Here is a 21,405-nt window from a genome sequence, read left to right as displayed (position 1 = left end):
CTTGCACAATGCTGAGTTGCGGACACACCCCGCTTACACCGGCTTGAAAGACTCCTCGCATCCCCGGTGACTATCACCACCGGGCCTCGACATCCAAGGAGCCTTTACATGCCTACCGCAACTGCATCTCCCCTTCGTTTCCAGGGCTGGTCGCTGTTCAGCCTGCTCGCCGCCCTGGTGCTGTTGATGACCGGGTTGATCCTGGTGCTCAACCCGGACCTCACCGAAGGCGTGCGCAGCGCCATTCGCGCCACGGCTCGTTCGTCCTTCTTGCTCTTCTTGATCGCCTTCACCGCCTCGGCATTCGCGGTGCTGGTACCCTCGCCCCTGAGCCGGTCGCTGGTGCGTGAACGACGCTTCATCGGGCTGGCGTTTGCCTTCTCCCATCTGGTCCACGCGGTGCTGATCTACAGCTACGGCCAGCTCAACACCGAGTTCTGGCCCGGCCGCACCACCCTCGGCAACGTGCCCGGCACCGTGGGCTACGTATTCATCCTGCTGCTGGCCCTGACTTCATTCAAAAGCACCACGCGCCTGATCGGTTTCAAGGCCTGGAAGCGCCTGCATGTCACCGGTATGTGGGTGCTGGCGGCGATCTTTGCCTACTCCAATTTCAAGCGTATTCCCATGAGCGACTGGTACGTGCTGCCGTTCGGCCTGATCTGCGCCGCCACCGCCATCCGCCTGGTGGGCAAGCTGGCCCAGGCCACTCAGCGCCGCCAACGGCCGCAACACGCTTGAGCCCAGGGAGGCCGATCATGTATTCAAACGTGCTGAAAACACTGCACCTGCATCTCGATCAGGCAGGCGCCTGGCTCGCGCCGCTGGGCCTGCGCCTGTTCCTGTCCTGGGAGTTTTTCGAATCCGGCCTGGAAAAATGGAATGGCGAGAACTGGTTCGCCGAGATCCAGTCCGCCTTCCCGTTCCCCTTCGACCATGTACCGGCCCAGTGGAACTGGGAACTGGCGATGTGGGCCGAACTGATCGGCGCCATCGCCCTGTTGATCGGCTTGGGCACGCGCCTGTCGGCGCTGGTGCTGATCGTCGTCACCGTGGTGGCGACCGCTGCCGCGCACTGGCCGGCGGACTGGTCGAGCTTGAGCGAACTGGCCCAGGGTTATGCGATTACCAACAAGGGGCATGGCAACTTCAAGCTGCCGTTTATCTACCTGGTGGCGTTGCTGCCGTTGGTGCTGCAAGGGGCTGGGAAGCTGAGTGTGGATGCCGTGCTGAAGAGCGGCCTGCACCGCCGATAGTGCAATTAATGCATAACCTTGTGGGAGCGGGCTTGCTCGCGAAAGCGGAGTGTCAGCCAACTTGACTTTGACTGATACACCGCTTTCGCGAGCAAGCCCGCTCCCACAGGGGTTAGCATTTCAAATGGGCAGATTACTGCTGCACGCCAACAACCCCTTGTTCCTGCATCCGCCGCAACAGCGCCACGGCGCTGTCCATGAACTCGAACGAAGCCACCCCCGCCTCCTGCGCCAACGCCAGCAACTGCCCTCGCCCCGCCAACTCGGGATATTCCTCGATGCGCTGCAAAAGGCGCCAGGCCAACGGGCTGAGTTCGGAAAAACGCACCTCAAACCCAGGCGTGCGCCGCACCAGCAGCAGCGTCGGCTGGGCCGGTGGCGTCGAAGGCTGGTAGCCCGGGGCCAGGCGATGCACCGGCCACTGATACGCCAGCGGCCAGGCCAAGGGCGAGACCCGCAGCGGCAGATCGAGCAAGGCGGCCTCATCAGGAATCAGCAACGGCTCGGCCTCGGATTGCAGCAGCGCCATCTCGACCCACTCATAGTGCGCCAGCTCGGCCATGAACGGCGGCCAATCCGGCGATGGATGGGCCGCGAGGTAGTTCACAAACTCCTCGGCGATTTTACCGAACATGGGCGTGACGCAGCGGTGTTCGCGCAGGAACCGGCGCACACACGCACGCCATTGCTCCTGCCCCAGCACGCTCACCAGCACCGGGAAAGTGCCGCTGAGCAGCGAACCCATGTTCTCGAAGATCAGGTCGCGGTACACCTGCGCCCGCGCCGCGTCCATGCCGGTCGGAACCGGGCAGTGTTCCGGGTCGCGCAGGTAACGGGTCAACGCCTGTTGCTGCTGATGCAGCGTCTGCCGGGCCTCAGCCATGGGTCACCGCCTGCCGGCTGACGGCCGGGTGTTGCAACTGGCGAATCGTCTGCAATTCGGCCACCAGCGCGGCATAGGGCGGGAAGTTGAAGTCCCGTTCGAGCAGGGTCGGCCGCACGCCGAAGCGCGCGTAAGCCTGGGCCAGCAGCGCCCAGACCAGCGGTTTGACCGGTGCGCCATGGCTGTCGATTTTCAAGGTGTCGGACTCATCGTAATGCCCGGCCACATGTATCGCGACCACCCGCTCCGGCTCGAGGCCCGCCAGGAATGCCCGGGGATCGAAACCGTGATTGATCGAATTGACGTAGACGTTGTTGACGTCCAGCAACAGGTCGCAATCGGCTTCGCGCAACACCGCCCGGGTGAATTCCAGCTCGCTCATGTCTTGTTGGGGGGCGGCATAATAGGAGACGTTTTCCACCGCCAGACGTCGCCCCAGCACATCCTGGGCCTGACGGATCCGCGCCGCCACGTGATGCACCGCTTCTTCGGTAAAGGGCAGCGGCAACAGGTCATACAGATGCCCGTCATCGCCGCAGTAGCTCAAGTGCTCGCTGTAGAGCGGCACCTTGAAACGCTCGAGAAACCCGCGCACCTGGCCGAGAAACGCCAGGTCCAGCGGTGCCGGCCCGCCCAGGGACAACGACAGGCCATGGCACGTCAATGGATAACGTTCGGCCAGCGAATGCAAGGCGGCCCCATGGGGGCCGCCGATTCCGATCCAGTTTTCCGGGGCCACTTCGAGAAAATCGAAATCCCCGGCCGGTGCCTGGCGCAGCTCATCGAGCAAGGCCCGGCGCAGGCCGAGACCTGCCGAGGGTTGAGGTAGATTCAACATGACACATCTCTCTTGGGGGAAACGAGATGTGGAGAGCCTCATGAAACGAACACCCGTGACCCGCTGGGTCTGTAGGCGCCGTGTAGGAGCTGTCGGGCCCTCATCAACTCATCAGGCTCACCACCGGGGCGAATCAGGACTCGATAGCCGCCCCGCACTTGCCTTCGCCACATTTGCCTTCCGCGGTCTTCGCCTGGGCCGACAGGTATTGCTTGGCTTCCGGCAACGAGATGCCGCCGTCGTGGTTGGTGTCGATCTTGTCGAACTCCGCCGCGCGCTCCGGTGCAGCGGCGATGAACTCGTCCCGCGAGACCTGGCCATCGTGGTTTTTATCGGTCTTGGCGAACTTGTCTTCGCCGCACTTGCCTTCGGCGGGTTTCTTCACGGTATCGGCGGCCGCCAGGGTGTAGCCCTGGGCCAGGTCGTTCATGGTCAAGGCCGAAGCCGCCGTGGAAAGACCCAGGCCGCCGACCAGGGCCAGGCCGAGTGCAAGGGACGAATGACGGGAGAAGTTGAGCATGGGGTATTCCTCTGACGATTGACGATTAAGGCGCCAGTCACCCGCACCGAGGCTCGGTGTCGGCTGGCTGGCGTAGTTAATCGCCGGTGTGTATCCGGCCTGTGTCGTCGGCCTGGGCCTTCTTCAAGCAGGTGTATCCGGGCCTGTGCGGTACACACTGCGATACACGCCCGCCTGGCCTCAGGTCCCTGGGTTGAAAAAATCGAAACCTTGGAAGCCCTGCACCGGTCAAGTCCTGTATGAACGTCAACCGCTGCAGGTCGCGCCGAGCGACCGCAGCCCGAAACGAGGGACAGACATGAGCATGACCGTCGGTGATTTTCTGGTGGAACGTCTTTATGAATGGGGGGTTCGCCGCATCTATGGCTATCCGGGCGATGGCATCAACGGCGTGTTTGGCGCCTTGAACCGCGCCCAGGGAAAAATCCGCTTCATCCAGGCCCGCCACGAGGAAATGGCCGCGTTCATGGCCTGTGCCCACGCCAAGTTCACCGGCGAGCTGGGGGTTTGCATCGCCACCTCCGGGCCCGGTGCATCTCACTTGGTGACCGGCCTCTACGACGCTCGGATGGACCACATGCCAGTGCTCGCCATCAGCGGCCAGCAGGCGCGCGCCGCACTGGGTGGGCATTACCAGCAGGAACTGGACCTGGTCAGCCTGTTCAAGGACGTGGCCGGGGCGTTCGTGCAACAAGCCAGCGTGCCCGCCCAGGTACGTCATCTACTGGACCGTGCCGTACGCACGGCGATAGGCGAGCGCCGGGTCACGGCGCTGATCCTGCCGAACGACCTTCAGGAAATGGAGTACACCGCGCCACGTCACAAGCACGGTACGGTTCACTCCGGCGTCGGCTACTGCAAGCCCAGCATCGTCCCCTACGAAGAGGACCTGCGCAAAGCCGCCGACGTCCTCAATGCCGGCAAGAAAGTCGCCATCCTGGTGGGTGCCGGAGCACTGCATGCCACCGACGAGGTGATCGCCATCGCCGAGAAGCTCGGCGCCGGTGTGGCCAAGGCACTGTTGGGCAAGGCCGCCGTGCCGGATGACCTGCCCTGGGTCACCGGCACCATCGGCCTGCTCGGCACCGAGCCCAGCGACAACCTGATGGCCGGCTGCGACACGTTGCTGATGATCGGTTCCGGCTTTCCCTACGCCGAGTTCCTGCCCCCTGAAGGCCAGGCCCGGGGCGTGCAGATCGACATTCAGGCAGACATGCTCAGCCTGCGCTATCCCATGGAAGTCAGCCTGCACGGCGACAGCGTCGACACCCTGCGCGCCCTGCTGCCGCTGATCGAAGAAAAACCCGACCGCGCCTGGCGCAAGAAAATCGAACATTGGCGGGAACGCTGGGACCGGACCCTGGAAAAACGCGCCCGGGTATCGGCCAAGCCGATCAATCCGCAGCGGGTCACCTTCGAACTGTCGCCGCGGCTGCCGGAGCGCGCCATCATCACCTGCGATTCCGGCTCCTGCGCCAACTGGTTCGCCCGGGACATCCAGATCCGTCGCGGCATGATGTGTTCGCTGTCCGGTGGACTGGCGTCGATGGGCGCGGCCGTGCCCTATGCCATCGCGGCGAAGTTCTGCCATCCGCAGCGGCCGGTGGTCGCCCTGGTGGGCGATGGCGCCATGCAGATGAACAACATGGCCGAACTGATCACCGTCGCCAAATACTGGCGCACCTGGGCCAACGGCACCTGGATCTGCGCGGTGTTCAACAATCGGGATTTGAACCAGGTGACCTGGGAACAGCGGGTCATGGAGGGCGATCCGAAATTCGCCGCCTCCCAGGACATCCCCGACGTACCCTACCACCTGTTCGCCGAATCCATTGGCCTGAAGGGCATCCTGGTGCTGCATGAGGACGACGTGGCCACGGCCTGGGAAACCGCGCTGGCGGCGGATCGTCCGGTGCTGATCGAGTTCCGCACCGATCCCGACGTGCCACCGCTGCCGCCGCACATCAAGCTGGAGCAGGCGAAGAAGTTCGCCTCGACCCTGCTCCAGGGCGACCCGAACGAGCGAGGCATCGTGGTCGAGACCGCCAAGCAGGTATTGAGCACCCTGCTGCCGGGCCATCGCACGGACAAGGAATGAGGCCGACGCGATGGCAACCGTTGAGCTGCATCGTCGCTAGTTGCGCGAGGTGTTGCTGCCGGTTGCGCCAGCAACAGGGTTCGGGGGCTGTTTCCTGGCCCTGGCGCCTGATTCTCGCGTCGCCGGCCATTTACGAAATCATTGAATGGCTGGCCGCCGGGGCAATTCCCTGCGCCAACGGGATGTCGCCCTCGAGTGGCCTCACGCTTGAAGGCCCGCACATGACGAAGACAACGCAGCCCGTCGGCCCCTTCGTTAAGACGACTAAGTAAATCAGCCTCTGCGCCGATACAAGACACGTGCGGGTGAAATCGCTTTTTGCGCTGATGACTTATCTTTATGACTGAAAATGCTGGCAACGACTCGACTGTCCCTTCCCCGGGCTCGCCAACCCGTAGCTTCACCCGTCGCACTTTTCCGGCCATCATGCTCCTGCTGTTTGTCATGTCCGCACTGGCAATCGCCGTGTTGCTCAACATCACCGGTGCCCAGGACCGACGCGCCCGTGAGCAGAGCCTGTTTTTCGCCCAACGGGCCATCGAGGGGATCCGCACCGGCATCGGCCGGGACCTGAGCGACTATTCCAAGTGGAGCGACGCCTACCGGCACCTGCATGTCCAGGTCGACAAGGAATGGGCCTATGACCAGGAAAACGTCGGCAGCAGCGTGCATTCGCTCTACGGTTACCAGGCGGTGTTTGTCATTTCCCCGACCGGCAAGACCGTCTATTCGGTGATCGATGGTCAAATGAGCGACGTCGATGCCGACACCTGGCTGACCGGCGACCTGCGTGCCCTGTGGAAAAAAGCCAGCACCGAGGAAAATCACGACGAAGTGGTCGTCGAGATGCTGCATCACGAAGATGCCCCGGCGTTCGTCGCCGTGTCCGCCATCACCACCGGCACGGACAACAGCGTGGCGCAAATTCCCGGACCGCCCAGCCTGATGCTCTTCGTCAAGGTCCTGGACCCCGGTGCCCTGGAAAACCTGGCGCGGGACTTCGCCCTGCCCGATGCCCATATCGCCAGGACACCCGGCCCAGCCGATACCGCCCAATTGCTGCTCGATAACCTGACCCTGGAGGCCCTGGCCTGGCGACCACAAACCCCGGGCCAGGACCTGCGCAAGGGGCTGCTGCCTTTACTGGCCCTGGCGCTGCTGGTACTGGGAATCCTGGCGCTGGCCGTCCTGCGCCATGCCTTGGTGATGCTTCGCGCCCAGGAAAGCCAATACGCCAGCCTGCTGGCCCATCGCAAGGCGCTGGAACGCAGTGAAGAACGTTTCCGCGACATTGCCGAAGTCTCATCCGACTGGTTGTGGGAGGTCGACTCGACCGGGACGCTGACCTACCTGTCGGAGCGTTTCGAACAAGTAACCGGGTTCAGCCCCACGGAATGGCTGGGCAAACCTCTGCATCGGCTGCTTCATCCCCATGGCGGCTCGATCTCGATTGCCCAATGGTTGCTCGACGGCGCCAACAGCCTCTCTTCGGCGCCGCTGCTGTGCGAGTACACCGCACGCAACCAGCGCATCCGCACCTGCAAACTGTCGGTACGGGCCATCGAGGCCGGCACCCTGGGTTTTCGCGGCACCGCCACCGACATCACCGATGAATTGCGGGCGTTGGCCCAGATCAAGCACCTCTCCTTGCATGATCCGCTGACCGGGCTGGCCAACCGCAACCGCTTGTTCGATTGCCTGCGCGAACACCTGAGTCGACCTGATCGCCCGCCACTGGCGCTGCTGAACCTGGACATGGACCGGTTCAAGCCGGTCAATGACTCCCTGGGCCATGCAGTGGGCGATAAAGTGCTCAGGGAAGTGGCGCATATCCTCCAGCAAAACGTCCGTGGCACCGATCTGGTGGCGCGCCTGGGGGGAGATGAATTTGTCATTGTCATGCCCGACCCCGGCGACGCCGACGATCTCGATCAACTGTGTGAACGGCTGATCGATTGCATGCAACGGCCCATGCACCTGGACGGCAATACGCTGTACCTGGGGGTGAGCATCGGCGTTGCCTGGGCGCAGCCCGGTGACGAACGCGCCGATGAACTGTTGCGCCACGCCGATATCGCCTTGTATGCGGCCAAGGCAGCAGGCCGCAACACCTGGCGCGTGTATGTGGAAGCCATGGGCAACCTGGCCCGCGACCGGCGGCGATACGAGCAGCAACTGCGCGACGCCATGCAGCGGGACCAACTGGAACTGCGCTACTTGCCTCGCTTCGATGTGAGCGCCGAGCAGCTGCACGGTTTCGAAGCCCAGACCTTTTGGCACCATCCCGAGAAAGGTGAGCTGGCTGGGGGCGACTTCATACCGGTGGCCGAAACCTCGGGCCAACTGGAAAAGCTGGGTACCTGGATGTTGATCAATGTCTGTGAAGAGGCCGCGACCTGGCCGAGCGCCGTCAATGTCTCCATCGCGGTTTCACCCCGGTGGTTCAACAGCAACTTCCTGCTCGACCAAGTGCAAGAGGCCCTCGAAGCGAGCGGCCTGGCGCCTCACCGGCTGACCCTGGAAGTGGCCGAAGGGGTCCTGCTGGCCGACCACAAGACCGTCGCCAGCACCCTCCATGCGCTCAAGGACCTCGGCGTGCGGATCAACATCGACAAATTCGGCACCAGCATCGCCTCCCTGCGCGAGGTGCTGGACCAGCCGTTCGATGGCATCCGCTTCGATCGCAACATCCTGTCGCAGCTAGGCCTGGAGGACGACAAGGAAGGCGTCCTGGCGATGATCCGGTTGAGCCGCAGCGTAGGGCTCATGGTCACCGCCGAGGGCATCGAAAACGCCCGGCAATTCAGCCAACTGCGCAACGTGGCCTGCGACCATGTCCAGGGCCCGTACTTCGGCGCGGCACTGGCCCGCTCGGAAATGGCCTCGTTCTTCACCACGCCGCGGTGGCTGTAACCCACGTCCCACCGCTATCGCGAGCAAGCTCGCTCCCACAATGAGACCTGCGGTGCATGCAAAGCTCCTAAACCCCTAGCTCCCACAATGGGCGCTGTGGTGCATGCAGAAAACTCATGAACACCCCAGTTCCCGGTGGGAGCGAGCTTGCTCGCGATGAGGCCATCACAGCCCACCTCACTGCAAGCTCAATCTCCTACAAACTCAACCGCCCCCGCTCCTCCTCGGTCAGCCGCTGGCGACTCTGCTCGTCCAAAGGCCCCGCGCCCAGCACCTGCACCGGGCTGGCCGGGTCGTAGGCCCGAGGCGCGTCGCGGCTGGCGCCATCACGTGAGGGGGCCAGTTGCTCGGAGCCAAAACTCACCACCTGCACCGTGAACACCGACGCCTGGTTCTGCCGCGCCGCGTTCTGTTGCTGACGGGCCACGTCTTCAGCCGCTTGCGTCGCCGAAGACGCCGCCGAACTGGCCGAGGTGATGGCCCCGGTGTTCACCGAGGCCGCCAGCGGCACGCCGGTGGATTTGCCCTGGGTCTGGATGTTGGCCGCGTTCACCACGGTCAACGCCGCGATGTTGACGTTGCCCGACACCCGGATCCCTGCCTCGCCCGCATCGATGGTGCCCAACGGCGCGATCAGGTCGATATCCCCCGGCGCCACTTCGGCAATGGGGTTGAGGGTGGCGATACCGGCCCCGGTGCTCGGCACCGAAGGCGACAGCGTCACGTTGCCCCAGGTGTCGTACAAGCGCTTGGGCGGCGTGTACACCACGGTGGTCTTCGAACCCCGGCCGGCGTTGATGTCGCCCTGGGCTGACCAGCCGAGGATCGAGCCGCCAAAGGTGGTCATGATCCGGCTCTGCCCCAACAGGATGCTGTTCTGCGCATACAACTGGATATCGCCCTCGCCCTGGGTAATGACCCCGGCGGTGGACGGCGGTGCGTTACCCTCGATGCCGAACGTCTGCCCGCCACCCGGCGTCAGCATCTGGATGCTGCCACCAAAATCGGTGTGCACCCCCGCCCCGCCGAACATCGTGATGTCGCCCTTGTAGGTGATCGGATTGCCCGCCACATCCTTGCTCGGGAACAACAAGTCGATAGCCTCCCGCCCGCGCAGGTAACTGCCCTGGCGCACGCCGCCCACTTCGTTGTACTCACGCCCGCCGGCCTTGAGCTCGGCGAAGTACACGTCGCGGGCAAACACCCGCTGCTGCTCGGCCGGCAGCGCCGCGAAGTAGCTGCGGGCCTGCTCGGTGTCGCCGCTGAAACCGAAGCGTTCCTTGAGCCAATCCACCAGTTCGGTTTCATAGGTCTTGGCGACCTTGCCGTCCTGGTTCGCCAGCGGCACACCGGCCAGGGCCTGGTTCGCCGGGTCCAGGTAGGCCTTGACGAAGCGCTCGTAATCCGCGCCGTTGAGGCCCGCGCCAGCTTGCAGCACCAGGCTCGCGCCAGAGCGCGAATCCCCCGGCACCACGGCGCCGAGGCTGGTGATGCTGACCTTGTCGTCCATCAGGATATTGCGCCCGGCGGTGATTTCCAGCAGGCCGGGACCGGCGACGTTGAAGTTGCTGTAGAGGATGTCGCGCCCGGCTGAGACGATGGAGATGTCGGTGGGGTTGTTGTGGATGAAGAGGTTGCCGGCGCTGGTGTACTCCCCCGTGACCGACTCACCGCCCCTGCCGCCACTCAGCGGGGTGCCGCTGCTGACGATGTCCCGTCCGGCCATCATCCACACCGACCCGGTTCCTTCGTAATAGGTCTGGCCGAATCGGCTGTCACTCGGGGTGGTGAACGTCATCGCCCGCCCGCTATTGACGGCCAGCAAGTCGCCCTTGAGCGCATAGAAACGGGCAGGATCGGTGTTGGTCGCCCATTCGTCGGCAGCGCTGCTGCTGTCAAAAGCAAACAACGGCAATGTATTCGCGCCTATGGAGACACTATTGGCATCGGCAGAGAGGTTACTGACCACCACACTTCCATTGACAAGCCCCATGAAAGCCGGCCGCAGCGGGGTGGCCATGGCCGCAGACGAGGCCCCGGAACGACTGACCGTCAGGTCGCCGCCATAGATGGAGTCGCCGGCCAGGAACTGCAGCTCGCTGTTGATACCGGGTGCGAGTAGCAGCGCCCTGCGATAACTGCCATCGTAGCCTGCGGTACCAAAAACCTTGGCCTGGCCATAATAAAGACTGCCACTGGCGGCCACAGCCCGCAGGATGGAGGGATAGACCACCGACAGGTCGGTCTCGATTTCTGACACCAGGGGCGTCATATTGCCCCCCGACGACCAAAGGTCCACTGCCGTATTGGCCGTCCACAGCGTAAACCAGCTCACACCCGCCCCATTGATCTCGCCATTCTTGAAGGGCGAAACGCTCATTATCGGCGCTCTCCCCGGGTCTACGACCTCCTGCACCACCAGGTCGCCCAGGGTCGAAAGATTGAACGTGGCGTCGCCTGGCATCAGGGTCAAGCCACCGGTTGCCTGGCCGCGTGTGGAGCGGAAGGAATCGTAAGCCCGCGTTTCCCCCGGGGACTGGTCCGTGCCCTGATTACCGTAGCGCAGGTCGATTCGCCCGATCACGCTGCTGTCGAGCTGCGCATGCCCACGCAGATTGATCACTGCGCCACTGAGACGCCCGTCCGTGAGCCGGCTATCGGAATTCAGAACGCCCCCCACCCGCAGCCTCAGGTCACCACCGCCGGTCAATTGCAGGCTGCCATCAGCGCCCACACGTCCGGTGCTGCCCACCGCCAACAGCAGCCCCTGGCTACGAGGGCTGATGTTTGAGTTGAAGTCGCCACCGGCGAGCCGGTTCAACACGCCCGCGTCACCCTTCACCTGTACATCCAGATCACCGCCACCCAAAGTTCCGAACCCGGTGAAGGCGGCCATTTGATCAGCGCCACCCGATACCGTCGACGCGGTATAACTACCGAAGTTGATCCACCAGGCGGTCGGCTGGCTGCTCACTGAATCACCATTGCCCTGGCGCCAGAGCCAATTGCCCACATTGGCCGAGTCCTGGCCAATGTCGGCGGGATTCGGTCGTCCGTTCGGGGTTGCTGCAGGCGCGGTCAGGTTACCGCTGAGGTCGCCGCCGACCTTGAGCAACAGATTGCCGCCCGCGTCCGGATACCAGGCGCGATAGAGACTTTCAGTGCCGCCATCGACCAGCTTTTCGTTGCTGCCATCCTCGTCGTTGAGCACCTTGCCGTTGGCGCCCAGGGCCTTGGGCTGGTTGTAGGGATCGCCCGGGAACGTTGGTGCTGACGAGGTGCCGGCGGTGTAGATGCCGAACAACGAATCCATGCGCAGGTTGCCACCGCTGAGCAGTTCCAGGTCCCCGGTACCGGTGCGGATGACGCTCGGACGGACACTGCCGGCAACCGCTTGATACTCCACGTCTGCGGGGGCACAGACACTCGGCGCCGCGTCGCAGAGTGACTGAACCGAATCAAACTGGAAAAACTGCGCAGCGGCCTGGCTGATCAGCTCGCCGGCCTTGACCTCAAAGCCGGAACCGGCCAACTCCTCCTCCGCGGCCTTGGTCCATCTGTAAGAAGCTTGAAGCGCGCAAATGCCGGCGAAATCCGCACAGAAGGCGTCAACCGAGTCGTAGCCAAAATTGCTCACGATGTCCAGGTCAACGGTTTGGCCAAGCTCTACCGTGAATCCCGCGCCCGCCAGCTCATCGACCCCTTGTTGAGTCCACCGATAGGTGCCCTTGGCCGGCACGGATTTGCCAAACATGCCGTAGTGACTATCGGCAAGGCGCAAGTCGCCTTGTACCGGATCGGGCTGGACGATCCGGCTGTCCGCCGCCGTCGTATCCGCCCCGGCCACCAGCCGCAGCGACCAGGATTGCGAACCCTCGGCGAGCATCGGGGCGATAGCCCACATGCGGCCATCGCTGCCGGCGATTTCCGGACGTAGCTGGATCGACTCGACGCCATCCGGCAACTTCACATCGGTCCCGGACGGGATCAGCGAACCACGGTTCAGCGCCAGGCTGCCGTCCAGCCTGAGGATATTGCTCTGCACATTGCCCGCGTTGGCTACATTGGGCAGCGCCACGCCCTTGGGCCAGGTGAAACCGAGCAATGCGGCGGCGCCGCTCAACACGCTGCCGGCGCCCAACTGCGAACCGGCTTCGAGGGTCTGGGCCCGGCTCAGCAAAGTGCCCGCGGCAAACAGCAGGTTGCCGGAGGCGTCGTGCACCGCCGCCGCCAATACCGTGCCGGCCGGCAGTTCCAAGGGTTGCTCCAGGATCGCCGCCACTGGCAACCGGGTGCCGGCCGCCAGGGTCACGTTTTTGATGGGTAAGTCGTAGTTGAGCGTGGTTCCCGCCGGGAACGCCGTACCGTCGGCCAGGGTCACGCCGGCACCGGGGACGACGATGTCGCCACCGGTGAAATCGATGCCGGGCAGCAACACCCAGCCTTTGTCATCCTGAGTGGCGGGCGGCGGAGCGAATCCGTCGTTGATGCTGCCGTAGATGCTCAGGTCGCCCCCGGCGCGCAGGGTCAACGCGCCGGCCTCGCCGGAGCCGTACACGGCGGTTTGCCGGGTGTGCGGGTTGACACTGGCGTAGCGATAACCGGACAGGTCCAGGTCGCCCTGCACCACCAGATCACCGTCGGCCGTCGCACTGACGATCTCGACGCCGGGCCGTAGGTGGAACGCATCGGCATAACGGGCGTTGCTCAGCCCAGCGAGTTTGCGTTGCATCAAATCGCTGTTGGCCAGCGCCGCGTTGATGAAGGCGAGGCTGTCCTGATGCTTGCCATCCAGGTAGGCCTGGTCGATGACCTGATAAGGACGGCCACTGGCCGCCGGATCGCTGCCAAAGGCTGCGTCGTTGTATTGCCACATACCATTGACGGCGATGGACCGTGCGCCCTGGATATCCAGGTTGCCGCTGGCGTCGATGGCAATGTCACCGTAGGTGGCATCCGGGCCGGCGCGCCGGGCATTGAGCTCCAGGGTGCCGCGAGCGCGACCATCATGCTGCCCCTCAGCCGCCGCGGTGCCATGGCGCAGATCGATGCGCGCACCATCGGCCAATGTCAGCACGCCGCCCCGGGAGGTCAGGTCGACCATGGCGCGGTTCGGCGAGTCGATGATCTTGCCGTAGCTGTCTACACGCAGGCGATTGCCGTGGGCATCGAGCACCGCGTTGCTGCCCAGGGTCAGAGAGCGCCCGGCGGCGAGCCGGATGCTGCCGACCCGTTCGCCGCTGGCGTCTACCTTGCCATTGACCAACAGGTTTCCGTTGTCGACCGACACACTGATGGTCGAGGCCTTGAGTTCGTTGCCGATCACCAGGTCGCCCTGTTTGAGCTGGAAGCCACGGGAGCCGTAGACCTGTCCATCGTTCAAACGTTGGTTCAGGGCCGCGAACTGCTCGCTGAGATCGCCGCTGTCGCCCAGGCGCTGGGCCTGGATTTCCACGTCGCCGGCCAAGTACGGCGTGGCGGTGCCGCCGGCGTCATACTCGCCACTGCTGCTGCCGAGGATTCGTCCTTGCAGGTCGACCAGCCCGGCCGCCTCGTCCAACGCCACCGCACTGAGCCGGCCAGCCTGATTATTGCGAGCCGAGAGGTCGATGCTCGACCCACCGGCCTGGCGGATGTTGCCGTTGCGGCTTTGCAGGATCACCTCGCCACCGGCGCTGTAGCGCGTGACATCGTTGAAGGTGATCGCGCGACCGGCTACATCGATCAACGCTTCGTCGGCGAGGGTCAGGTCATCCGTTGCGCTGAGGGTGAGCTTGCCGCTGGGCAGCACCACGGCACTGGCCAGGTTGAGGCTCTGCCCCTTGAGGGATAACTCACCCCCAAGCCCGGAGACAGCGCCCGGCTTAGCGGTCGTGCCTGCCACATTGACCGCCCCACCTACGGTGATGCGGTTGACCGAACCGGCCTCACCGGTGAGCAACGGGGTAAGGATATTCAGGTTGCCGCCACTGTAGGCGTAGCCCGTTTTCGCGTCATAGGCCCCCTGGCTCTGATACACCGCCAGGCTGCCCTTGTGGTTGGCGGTCAATCGCTCGCTGGCGCTGAGGTTGACGTTGGCGAATCCCAGCGCCAGGCGATCCAGGGTGGTGATCGAGCTGGGCTGGGCGAAGTCACTGTAACCGAACTCGATCCGTTGGGCCTGGATGTCCAGGCGACCGGCACCGGTGCCCGCCCCACCGGCAATCACCGAACCCGGCGCGCCAACAGCGCCGTTCCAGATCAGGTTGGCGGTGCGGATGGTCGCCACGTCATTGGCGTTGCCGGCGCCATAGATGGCCGGGGTGCTGAGCATCAGGTTGCTCAGGCGCGATTTGCCGGTGACCGGGTCATACGTGTCGAGGCTGACGGTTGCGTAGAAATTCAACGCCTCGCGGGCCGACAGCTCTAGGGTTTCCAGGGCCGGTGCGCCATATTCGGTGTCGCCACGCAACAGGCGATCAAGCACGGTCTGGCTCAGGGTCAGCCCCCCTGGCAAGACCTGGCGCATCGCCGCATCGCTGAGTGCCTGGGCGGTGCCGACGTTGATATTACTCAGGGCCAGGGTCAGGTGACGGGTGCCGTAGCGCACTTGGTCACTCAGGGCCACGCTGCCGCCCGAAGCGGCGACGATACTGCCCTCGGAATGAATCCGTGTGACGCCACTGCACGCTATCAGGCTGCAACCGCCGATGTTGATGGAGCCGTTGGAACCCGACTCGGGCGCAAGCACATTGAGCAAACCGTTGGAGGCAGCCAGCATGCTGTAGTTGAGCGATTTCCCGCTCAGGTTATAGATAAAACCATCACGGGCGTCATAGGCGGCCTTGCCCCGGCCGATGGTATTGATGGCGGCGCCTTGCTCCACCAGCACTTCCCCGCCACTGGACAGAAGGAATACTTCGGGAACTGCCAAGGTCGCGCCTTCGCGCAAGATCACGCTGCTCGACACCTTCTGCGGGCTGATGTAATTGCCGCCTTGTCCATAGATCACTGAAAACTGGCCACCGATCACTTGGCGCGAGGCATTCAACGCATTCAGGCTCTCGGCATTGAGGGTCACGCCTTCGAAGCCGGCCGTCGCCCCACTTCCCTCGGCTACCACCTCCAACGCCTTATTCGCGATAGCAGTCACAGCGACAGTACCACCATACCCCCCCGTTTGAGGCGCGAACTTGCCGATGCCCTTGAAGGAAAACGCCTGATCTCCCGCGCCAGGCGACAGGCTCAACTTCAAGGTCTTGGCATCGACCGGCAAGACGGCCCGAGGCACGCCCAGGCGAGCGGCATCGGCCACGGCAAACTGGGCGTAGCTGGTTTCGTTATATTGCGAGTAGCGACGCAGCACATCCCCCGACGTCAGGATGACCTGGCTGGACAAACTGTCGCGCTGTCCGGTATTGGCGACCGAGAGCACGCCAGCGGTGGTCCAGGAGCCGTTGCGCATCTGTTGCGCGCCCGTTGTGAGGCCTTGTCCCGCCAGGCCGTTGACCTCGACTCGGAACGCTCCTGGCATCAACGCATACGTGGACGGCATCAGGGTATAGGTACCGGCGGCGAGCCCTGGCACACCGGCGCCAATGGTAATTTGCTGGCCTACTCGCGGATCCACCGCGCCGCCTTCGGGGGCGACCGGCGCATACTGGCTCTGATTGCCCGGCACGATAGCGTAGACCGGATTGCTGGACAGCCCCGGCAGGGTGAAGCCGCCGTTCGCGCCAATTTGTACCAACGGGTTGAAGCGTGCGTCGGTGGAACCGCCACGGCCGGAGATGAAACCAGCACCGAGCAAGTCACCGCCACCCGAAAGGTCGAGTACCGAGCCTTCCTGGCCCTCCACCGACTTGCCGCCCAGAATCACGCCGATATTAATGTCGCCGTTTTCGGAAGGAACCGCGCCTTGCCCCAGCAGCACAACCTTCTTGCCGGCATACTGGTAACTCTGACCATCGACAGTGCCGCCATACGGCATGACCAGACCCAGGCCACTGACCGAGGTCAAGCTGCCCGGCAACAGGTTGATCCGATCGGTGATGGCTTCCCCGGGACCACCATTGGTGCCGATTTCAATCAAACCCAGCGGTGCCCGTACCACCCCGCCCTGTTCAATCCTTGCGCTACCCAATTGCAAGCGCCCGAATGCCGAGTAAGGCACCTGGGACGTGGTTTGGGTCGTTCGCCCGATGACCAGGCTGCGCAAAGGATCATATTGCGGCGTTCCCTCCGCGGTCATGCTCCAACCCGCCAAAACCCGGGCGCCAACGCCCGTCGCTGGATACAGCTGAGCGGCTTGCAACATCATGTCCGAAGGCGTCAGGAGTTGGGTGGTAAAGCCTGTAGGCAATCCATCGTTCGAGAACCCGGCCAGGAATCGCACATCCCCCCGACTGCTTAACTGAACCCGGTCAAAACCGGCGCGCTCCAACTCGACGGTGCTGCCGTCGGCCTGTCGCACGGTACCCTTGCTACTGAAGGTCACGTTACCCTGCACATCCAGCAGGTCTGCGTTGACAGAAAACACGGCCTTGTTCGTCTGCAACGATACGCCGCCATCGACCACCGGTCGGACGTAGCTATCCCTGTTTGGAAGGTTGGCCGCGGGGCCCGACAGCAGTACATGGGAAGCATTGAGTTGAGCCCGGGTATTTGGCGCGGCTGCACTGGTTACAAAACTGCGGGCATACAGGCTCAGGTTTTGGCCAAGGGACAGCGACACGTCGCCATCGATGCTCAACAGCCCGTTGCTCAACAGCGCCAGGCTGTCGAAGCCACCCGACTGGACCTGATCCACACCCAATCGGCCGTGACCGTAGGCCAGTGAATCCGCCGAGGTTTCGGCCGTGTCGCCCGGCAGGGTCGCTTGGGCGTTTTGCCCGAGCACCAGCTCACGCACTTGCAACACCCTGTCACTGACCGCATCGTTGCGGTAATACGGCGTTTCCAGGGCCACCGACAAACTGCCCCCTGCCGCCCCCGTGCCCCCCGAACGAGCGCTGAAATCGCCATCCAGGTACAAACCATTGGCCGACGCCACGGAAATACTGCCGCCATCGCTCGCCACCGACGTGCGTCCCTGTCCGGGAACATCCAGCACGGCCTGGCTGCCATCCGCTTGCAGACGCGCGCCGTCGCGCACCACGACAAACAGTTCGGATGCGGAAGCCGAACCCTTTGTGGCATCGATCTGGCCGCCGATGACAATCTGCCCGCCATCACGTACCAAGCCATAGGTCTGACCGCGCATATCCTGGGCGGTCACGGCCCGACTGGAGACGTCGATCAGCGCTTGCTCGCCCAGCCAGATGGAACGACCGTGGCCCTGGGCGTTGACGGCTTCACCCTGCGCACCGATGACGCTCAACCCGGTGAGGCTGACCCGCCCACCCCACGCATTAAGGGTGCCGTTGGCGGTCAGTTGACCGATGCTGCGCACATCGATGCCCTGCCCCGGATCGACGCTGATCACGCTGCCCTTGCCGAGGTTCAACACCGTGCTGGCCATGTCGGCCGCGCTGGAGTTCGCGGTACCGGCAGTGAGGCTCAGGCTTGCGCCGCGACGCTGGGTCAGGACGCCTTTGATCGCATCTTCCTGGTACAGCTGCGGCGTCCAGCGCTGCAACGCATCGGCCGGTTCTGCGCCGCTGCCGGTGCTCAACGCCTGCTCGCCGAAACGGTACACCGGCATCGTCACATCGACGCGGGTGCCTTCGGCCACGGTCAGGCCTTGGTTACCGGTGATGTCATAGGCCGAGAAGCCTTTGTCGAAGAAGTCGCCGCCCAGTTGCAAAGTGCCGGGTTCGAGGGGCGAACCGCTGTCGCCGATCAGCACTTTGTTGGCCGACAGTTTCAAGGTCCCGCCGCCATTCACGCCGGTGCCGCGCAATTCGCCGCCCAGGTTCAAGGCACCGTTACTGGACGACGTGCCGGTACTGGCGGTCAGGGTCAGGTCACCGCCCTTGCCGCCACGGGTCTTGCCATCGGCCATGACCGCAGCACCGGAGCTGACGTCGATCAGGCTGCCCTGGCGCACATCGATGTCGCCGCTGCTGCGTACAGACACAGCGCCGCCATTGAGGAACGGCAGGCCCTGGTGATCGTTGCCGTCGAGTAGCAGGTTGCTCCACCGACCAGCGGTGTTCAATGTCACGCCCTCGCCCAGCGTGACCGCGGCACGCTGACCGGTGGCGGGCGAAAGCACAACGTCTTCCATCTGGAAATTATCGGTTCGGACCTGTTTAAGCACGTTACCCAAGGCAATGCGCCCACTACGGGCGGTCAGGTCGGCGTTCACCTCCACCTGCGGCGCATAAAGCGTGATATCCCCGCCATCGGCCACCTTGAGCGTGCCATCGACGTTGATGCCTTGCGCCGCTGCCACCTTGACCGCGCCGAGCTGGAAGCCATTGAGCAGCGCGTTATCCAGCACCAACTTGCCTTGCCGGTCGCTGCCGACCATCGAGGTCAGGTCCAGGCCTGCGGCAATCTTGTCGGTCACCTTGCCGACGGTGACCTGATCGAAGGTGGGGTTCAGGCCGCTATTGATCACGCCACTGGTCTTGTCATAGATCGGCGTGTAGCTGCCCACCCACAACTGGGCCCGACGGGCCACGGCGTTTTGCGATTGCTGGTAACCATCGAGGTTGAGGTTCGGCGCCTGGGTCTGGCGTTCACCCCGGTAGACCTCGCCAACGATCTGGCCTTCCAGCACCGCGTTGCGGGTCGATACCACCAGTTTGCCGGCATCGCGGCCAACGGTGTAGCCGGCCTCAAAACGCTCGCGCGGGGCGATCAGCGGGTTGTAGTAGTAATCGGTCTGGCCCCAGCGCTGGCTGTGGTCTTCGTAGCCTTTGTAGATGCCGGTATAGAGAATGTCCCCCGGTGCCTTGGACAATTCATACAAGCGCCCATCGGCGCCCTTGAGCCAGGACTGGCGCAGGTAGCCGCTCTGCACATCCAAGGTGCCGCCAGACAGGTTCAACTGCGACGCCTGCTGGGTCACCACATCGTTGCCGGTGAACGTCAGGGTACCGCCTTGTGCGGCCCATTCGCCGACACTGTGGCCGCGAGTGCCCAGGTAACCGCCGACCTCCAACAATCCACCCGCCGTGTACCAACGATCGGTGGCGTAACCGTTAGTGCCCGCCGGCACGTAGATCAAGTCACGCACGTCCACCCACACATCGTTGTTGGTCAGTTTGCCGCCGTCGCGGTTGACCGGGGCGTCGCGCTGTTCATTGCCCTGCACGTTGACCTTGATGGAATTGGATTCCATCGCCACCTTGACGCCGATGGCGCCGGACACATCGATCACCGCGCCATCGCGCACCAGGCTGCGCCCGGCAGCGCTCACCGCGACCTGGCCGCCGGTGGCGAGGGTGATGGAGCCGTTCTGGAAGTCGACACTGCCGCCGCTGACGATCTCGACCCGGGACTGGTCGCTGCGGTCGACCACGCTGCTGAGGTTGTTGAACTGGCCAGTGATCAGGTTGTTCGGCGTGCCATCCAGGCCGGCCGGTCCGGCGTTGCGCTGGCTGTCCAGGGCACTGCCGCCGGCAGCATCGAGCAACACCGCCGTGGCGCTGCCCTGCCCCAGGGTCACGCTGCCGCTGCTGTCGCTGAAGGCGTTGAGCAGGTGCACGGTGCCGCGAGTGTCCACCGAACTGCTGGCCACGGCCACGCCGTTCTGCTGCACGTTGTGCCCGGTGAGGGTGATGTCACCGGTGCTGGCCTGGATCAGGCCGCTGTTGATCACCGTGCCGGCACTGCTGCCGGGCTTGAGGGACGTCGCGACCTCGTTGCCACGGGTGGTGGAACGCAGGTTGCCGCTGGTGCCCTGGCCGCGCCGGATGTAGAAACTGTCGCCCGCCGCCAGGGTGGTCTGGCCCTTGGCAGTGATGATGGAGCCGGCGTTCTCCACTTCAGAACCCAGCAGCAAGGCATAACCACCACCGGCCGTGGAGGTGGCAGCGCGATGGGTTTCGATCAGTGCGCCCTGCTGCACTTCGACCTTGCCCGCCGCATCAGTGAAGGTCGGCTGGCTGCCGGTGGCATCGACATACAAGCCGCGCTGGCTGAATTGCTCATCGCTGATGTTGGCCGCCACCGCCGCCAGGTTGCGCACGTTGACCTGGCTGCTGCCGCTGAAAATGATGCCGTTGCGGTTGACCAGCATCACCGTGCCGTTGCCCTTGATCTGACCCTGGATCTGGCTCGGTCGCGCCTGCGGATCGTTGACCCGGTTGAGCACGGCCCAGTCCGACTGCTGCTGGAAATCCACCGTGGTGTTGCGCCCGACGTTGAAGGTTTCCCAGTTGAGAATCGCCTTGTCGGCGGTCTGCTCGATCTTCACCGTGGTCTTGCCGCCGCTCTGGGTCTGCTGCGGTCCCTTGGCGTTGAGCCAGCCCTGGGTCAGGCTGTTATCGACCTTGAGCCCACCCTCGCCCAAGCCGTCGGGCACGGTCTGCACCTGCCCGAACGCCGCTTGCCGCCCGGCGGCCTGGGCCGCCTGCTGGGCCGCGATGGCGGCCACGGTGTTGTTGAGGTTGGTCAGCGAACGCTGCAACTGCGCATTGGCCCGTTGCTGTTGGGCCAAGGGTGGCGGCATGCCTGGCTGCGCGGTCGTGGGCCGCCCCGTACCACCGGCCTGGGACGCGCCCTTGGCGGCAAACCAGGCCGAACTGAACGCCGTCGCCGCCTGGGCATTGCCGGCTACCATCAGCAGGGCAATGGCCTGGGCCAGCGGCTTGAGCCGCAACATCGACAACTCGCCATCGCGACGTGGGGCGTTCGGGTTCGTCTGGGGTTTGCAGCGCAGCATCCTACTCATCCTTTCGGGTTCGCTCTAAGGGGGCGCAACGCAGTGCTATCAAGCTGCCAGCGTTGGTTATAGGGGTTAGGCGG

General features: G+C 64.1%; 8 protein-coding genes. 4 read left to right on the top strand and 4 right to left on the bottom strand.

All coding sequences use genetic code 11. The features are described from left to right. Positions 1-108 precede the first annotated feature (108 nt). Both BLP82_RS22040 and BLP82_RS22035 read left to right on the top strand, forming a co-directional pair. The gene (locus BLP82_RS22040; RefSeq protein ID WP_092172919.1) at positions 109-741 is read left to right on the top strand and encodes a ferric reductase-like transmembrane domain-containing protein; all 633 of its coding nucleotides are present in this window, start codon (positions 109-111) and stop codon (positions 739-741) included. Positions 742-758: 17 nt separating this feature from the next. Continuing rightward, positions 759-1,256 (top strand): HvfX family Cu-binding RiPP maturation protein, encoded by a 498-nt coding sequence (locus tag BLP82_RS22035; RefSeq protein ID WP_092172916.1) that lies wholly within the window; start codon positions 759-761, stop codon positions 1,254-1,256. A gap of 133 nt (positions 1,257-1,389) precedes the next feature. Here BLP82_RS22035 and BLP82_RS22030 read toward each other — a convergent pair whose 3' ends face one another. The 3 genes from BLP82_RS22030 to BLP82_RS22020 form a co-directional block, all read right to left on the bottom strand. Then, positions 1,390-2,139, bottom strand: coding sequence for an HvfC family RiPP maturation protein (locus BLP82_RS22030; RefSeq protein ID WP_092172913.1), 750 nt, complete (start codon positions 2,137-2,139; stop codon positions 1,390-1,392). After that, complete coding sequence (locus BLP82_RS22025; RefSeq protein WP_092172910.1) at positions 2,132-2,977, bottom strand: HvfB family MNIO-type RiPP peptide maturase; 846 nt, start codon at positions 2,975-2,977, stop codon at positions 2,132-2,134. The genes BLP82_RS22030 and BLP82_RS22025 overlap by 8 nt, the downstream gene beginning before the upstream one ends. 133 nt (positions 2,978-3,110) lie before the next feature. Beyond that, complete coding sequence (locus BLP82_RS22020; RefSeq protein WP_092172907.1) at positions 3,111-3,497, bottom strand: EF-hand domain-containing protein; 387 nt, start codon at positions 3,495-3,497, stop codon at positions 3,111-3,113. A 298-nt stretch (positions 3,498-3,795) separates the two neighbouring features. Between BLP82_RS22020 and BLP82_RS22015 the strand changes: the two genes are divergently transcribed. Both BLP82_RS22015 and BLP82_RS22010 read left to right on the top strand, forming a co-directional pair. Continuing rightward, complete coding sequence (locus BLP82_RS22015; protein WP_092172904.1) at positions 3,796-5,595, top strand: thiamine pyrophosphate-requiring protein; 1,800 nt, start codon at positions 3,796-3,798, stop codon at positions 5,593-5,595. Positions 5,596-5,934: 339 nt separating this feature from the next. Next, complete coding sequence (locus BLP82_RS22010) at positions 5,935-8,508, top strand: bifunctional diguanylate cyclase/phosphodiesterase (protein WP_092172901.1); 2,574 nt, start codon at positions 5,935-5,937, stop codon at positions 8,506-8,508. A 196-nt stretch (positions 8,509-8,704) separates the two neighbouring features. Here the strand turns inward: BLP82_RS22010 and BLP82_RS22005 are convergent, their stop codons facing one another. Next, positions 8,705-21,322, bottom strand: a complete 12,618-nt coding sequence (locus BLP82_RS22005; protein ID WP_092172898.1) for a filamentous hemagglutinin family protein — start codon at positions 21,320-21,322, stop codon at positions 8,705-8,707. Positions 21,323-21,405: the final 83 nt, after the last annotated feature.

It is taken from the genome of Pseudomonas sp. NFACC37-1 (genome assembly GCF_900101575.1).
Lineage (GTDB): Bacteria > Pseudomonadota > Gammaproteobacteria > Pseudomonadales > Pseudomonadaceae > Aquipseudomonas > Aquipseudomonas fluorescens_AA.
Note: the sequence above shows the minus strand (reverse complement) of the source record. Positions and strands in the feature narration are given on the sequence as shown.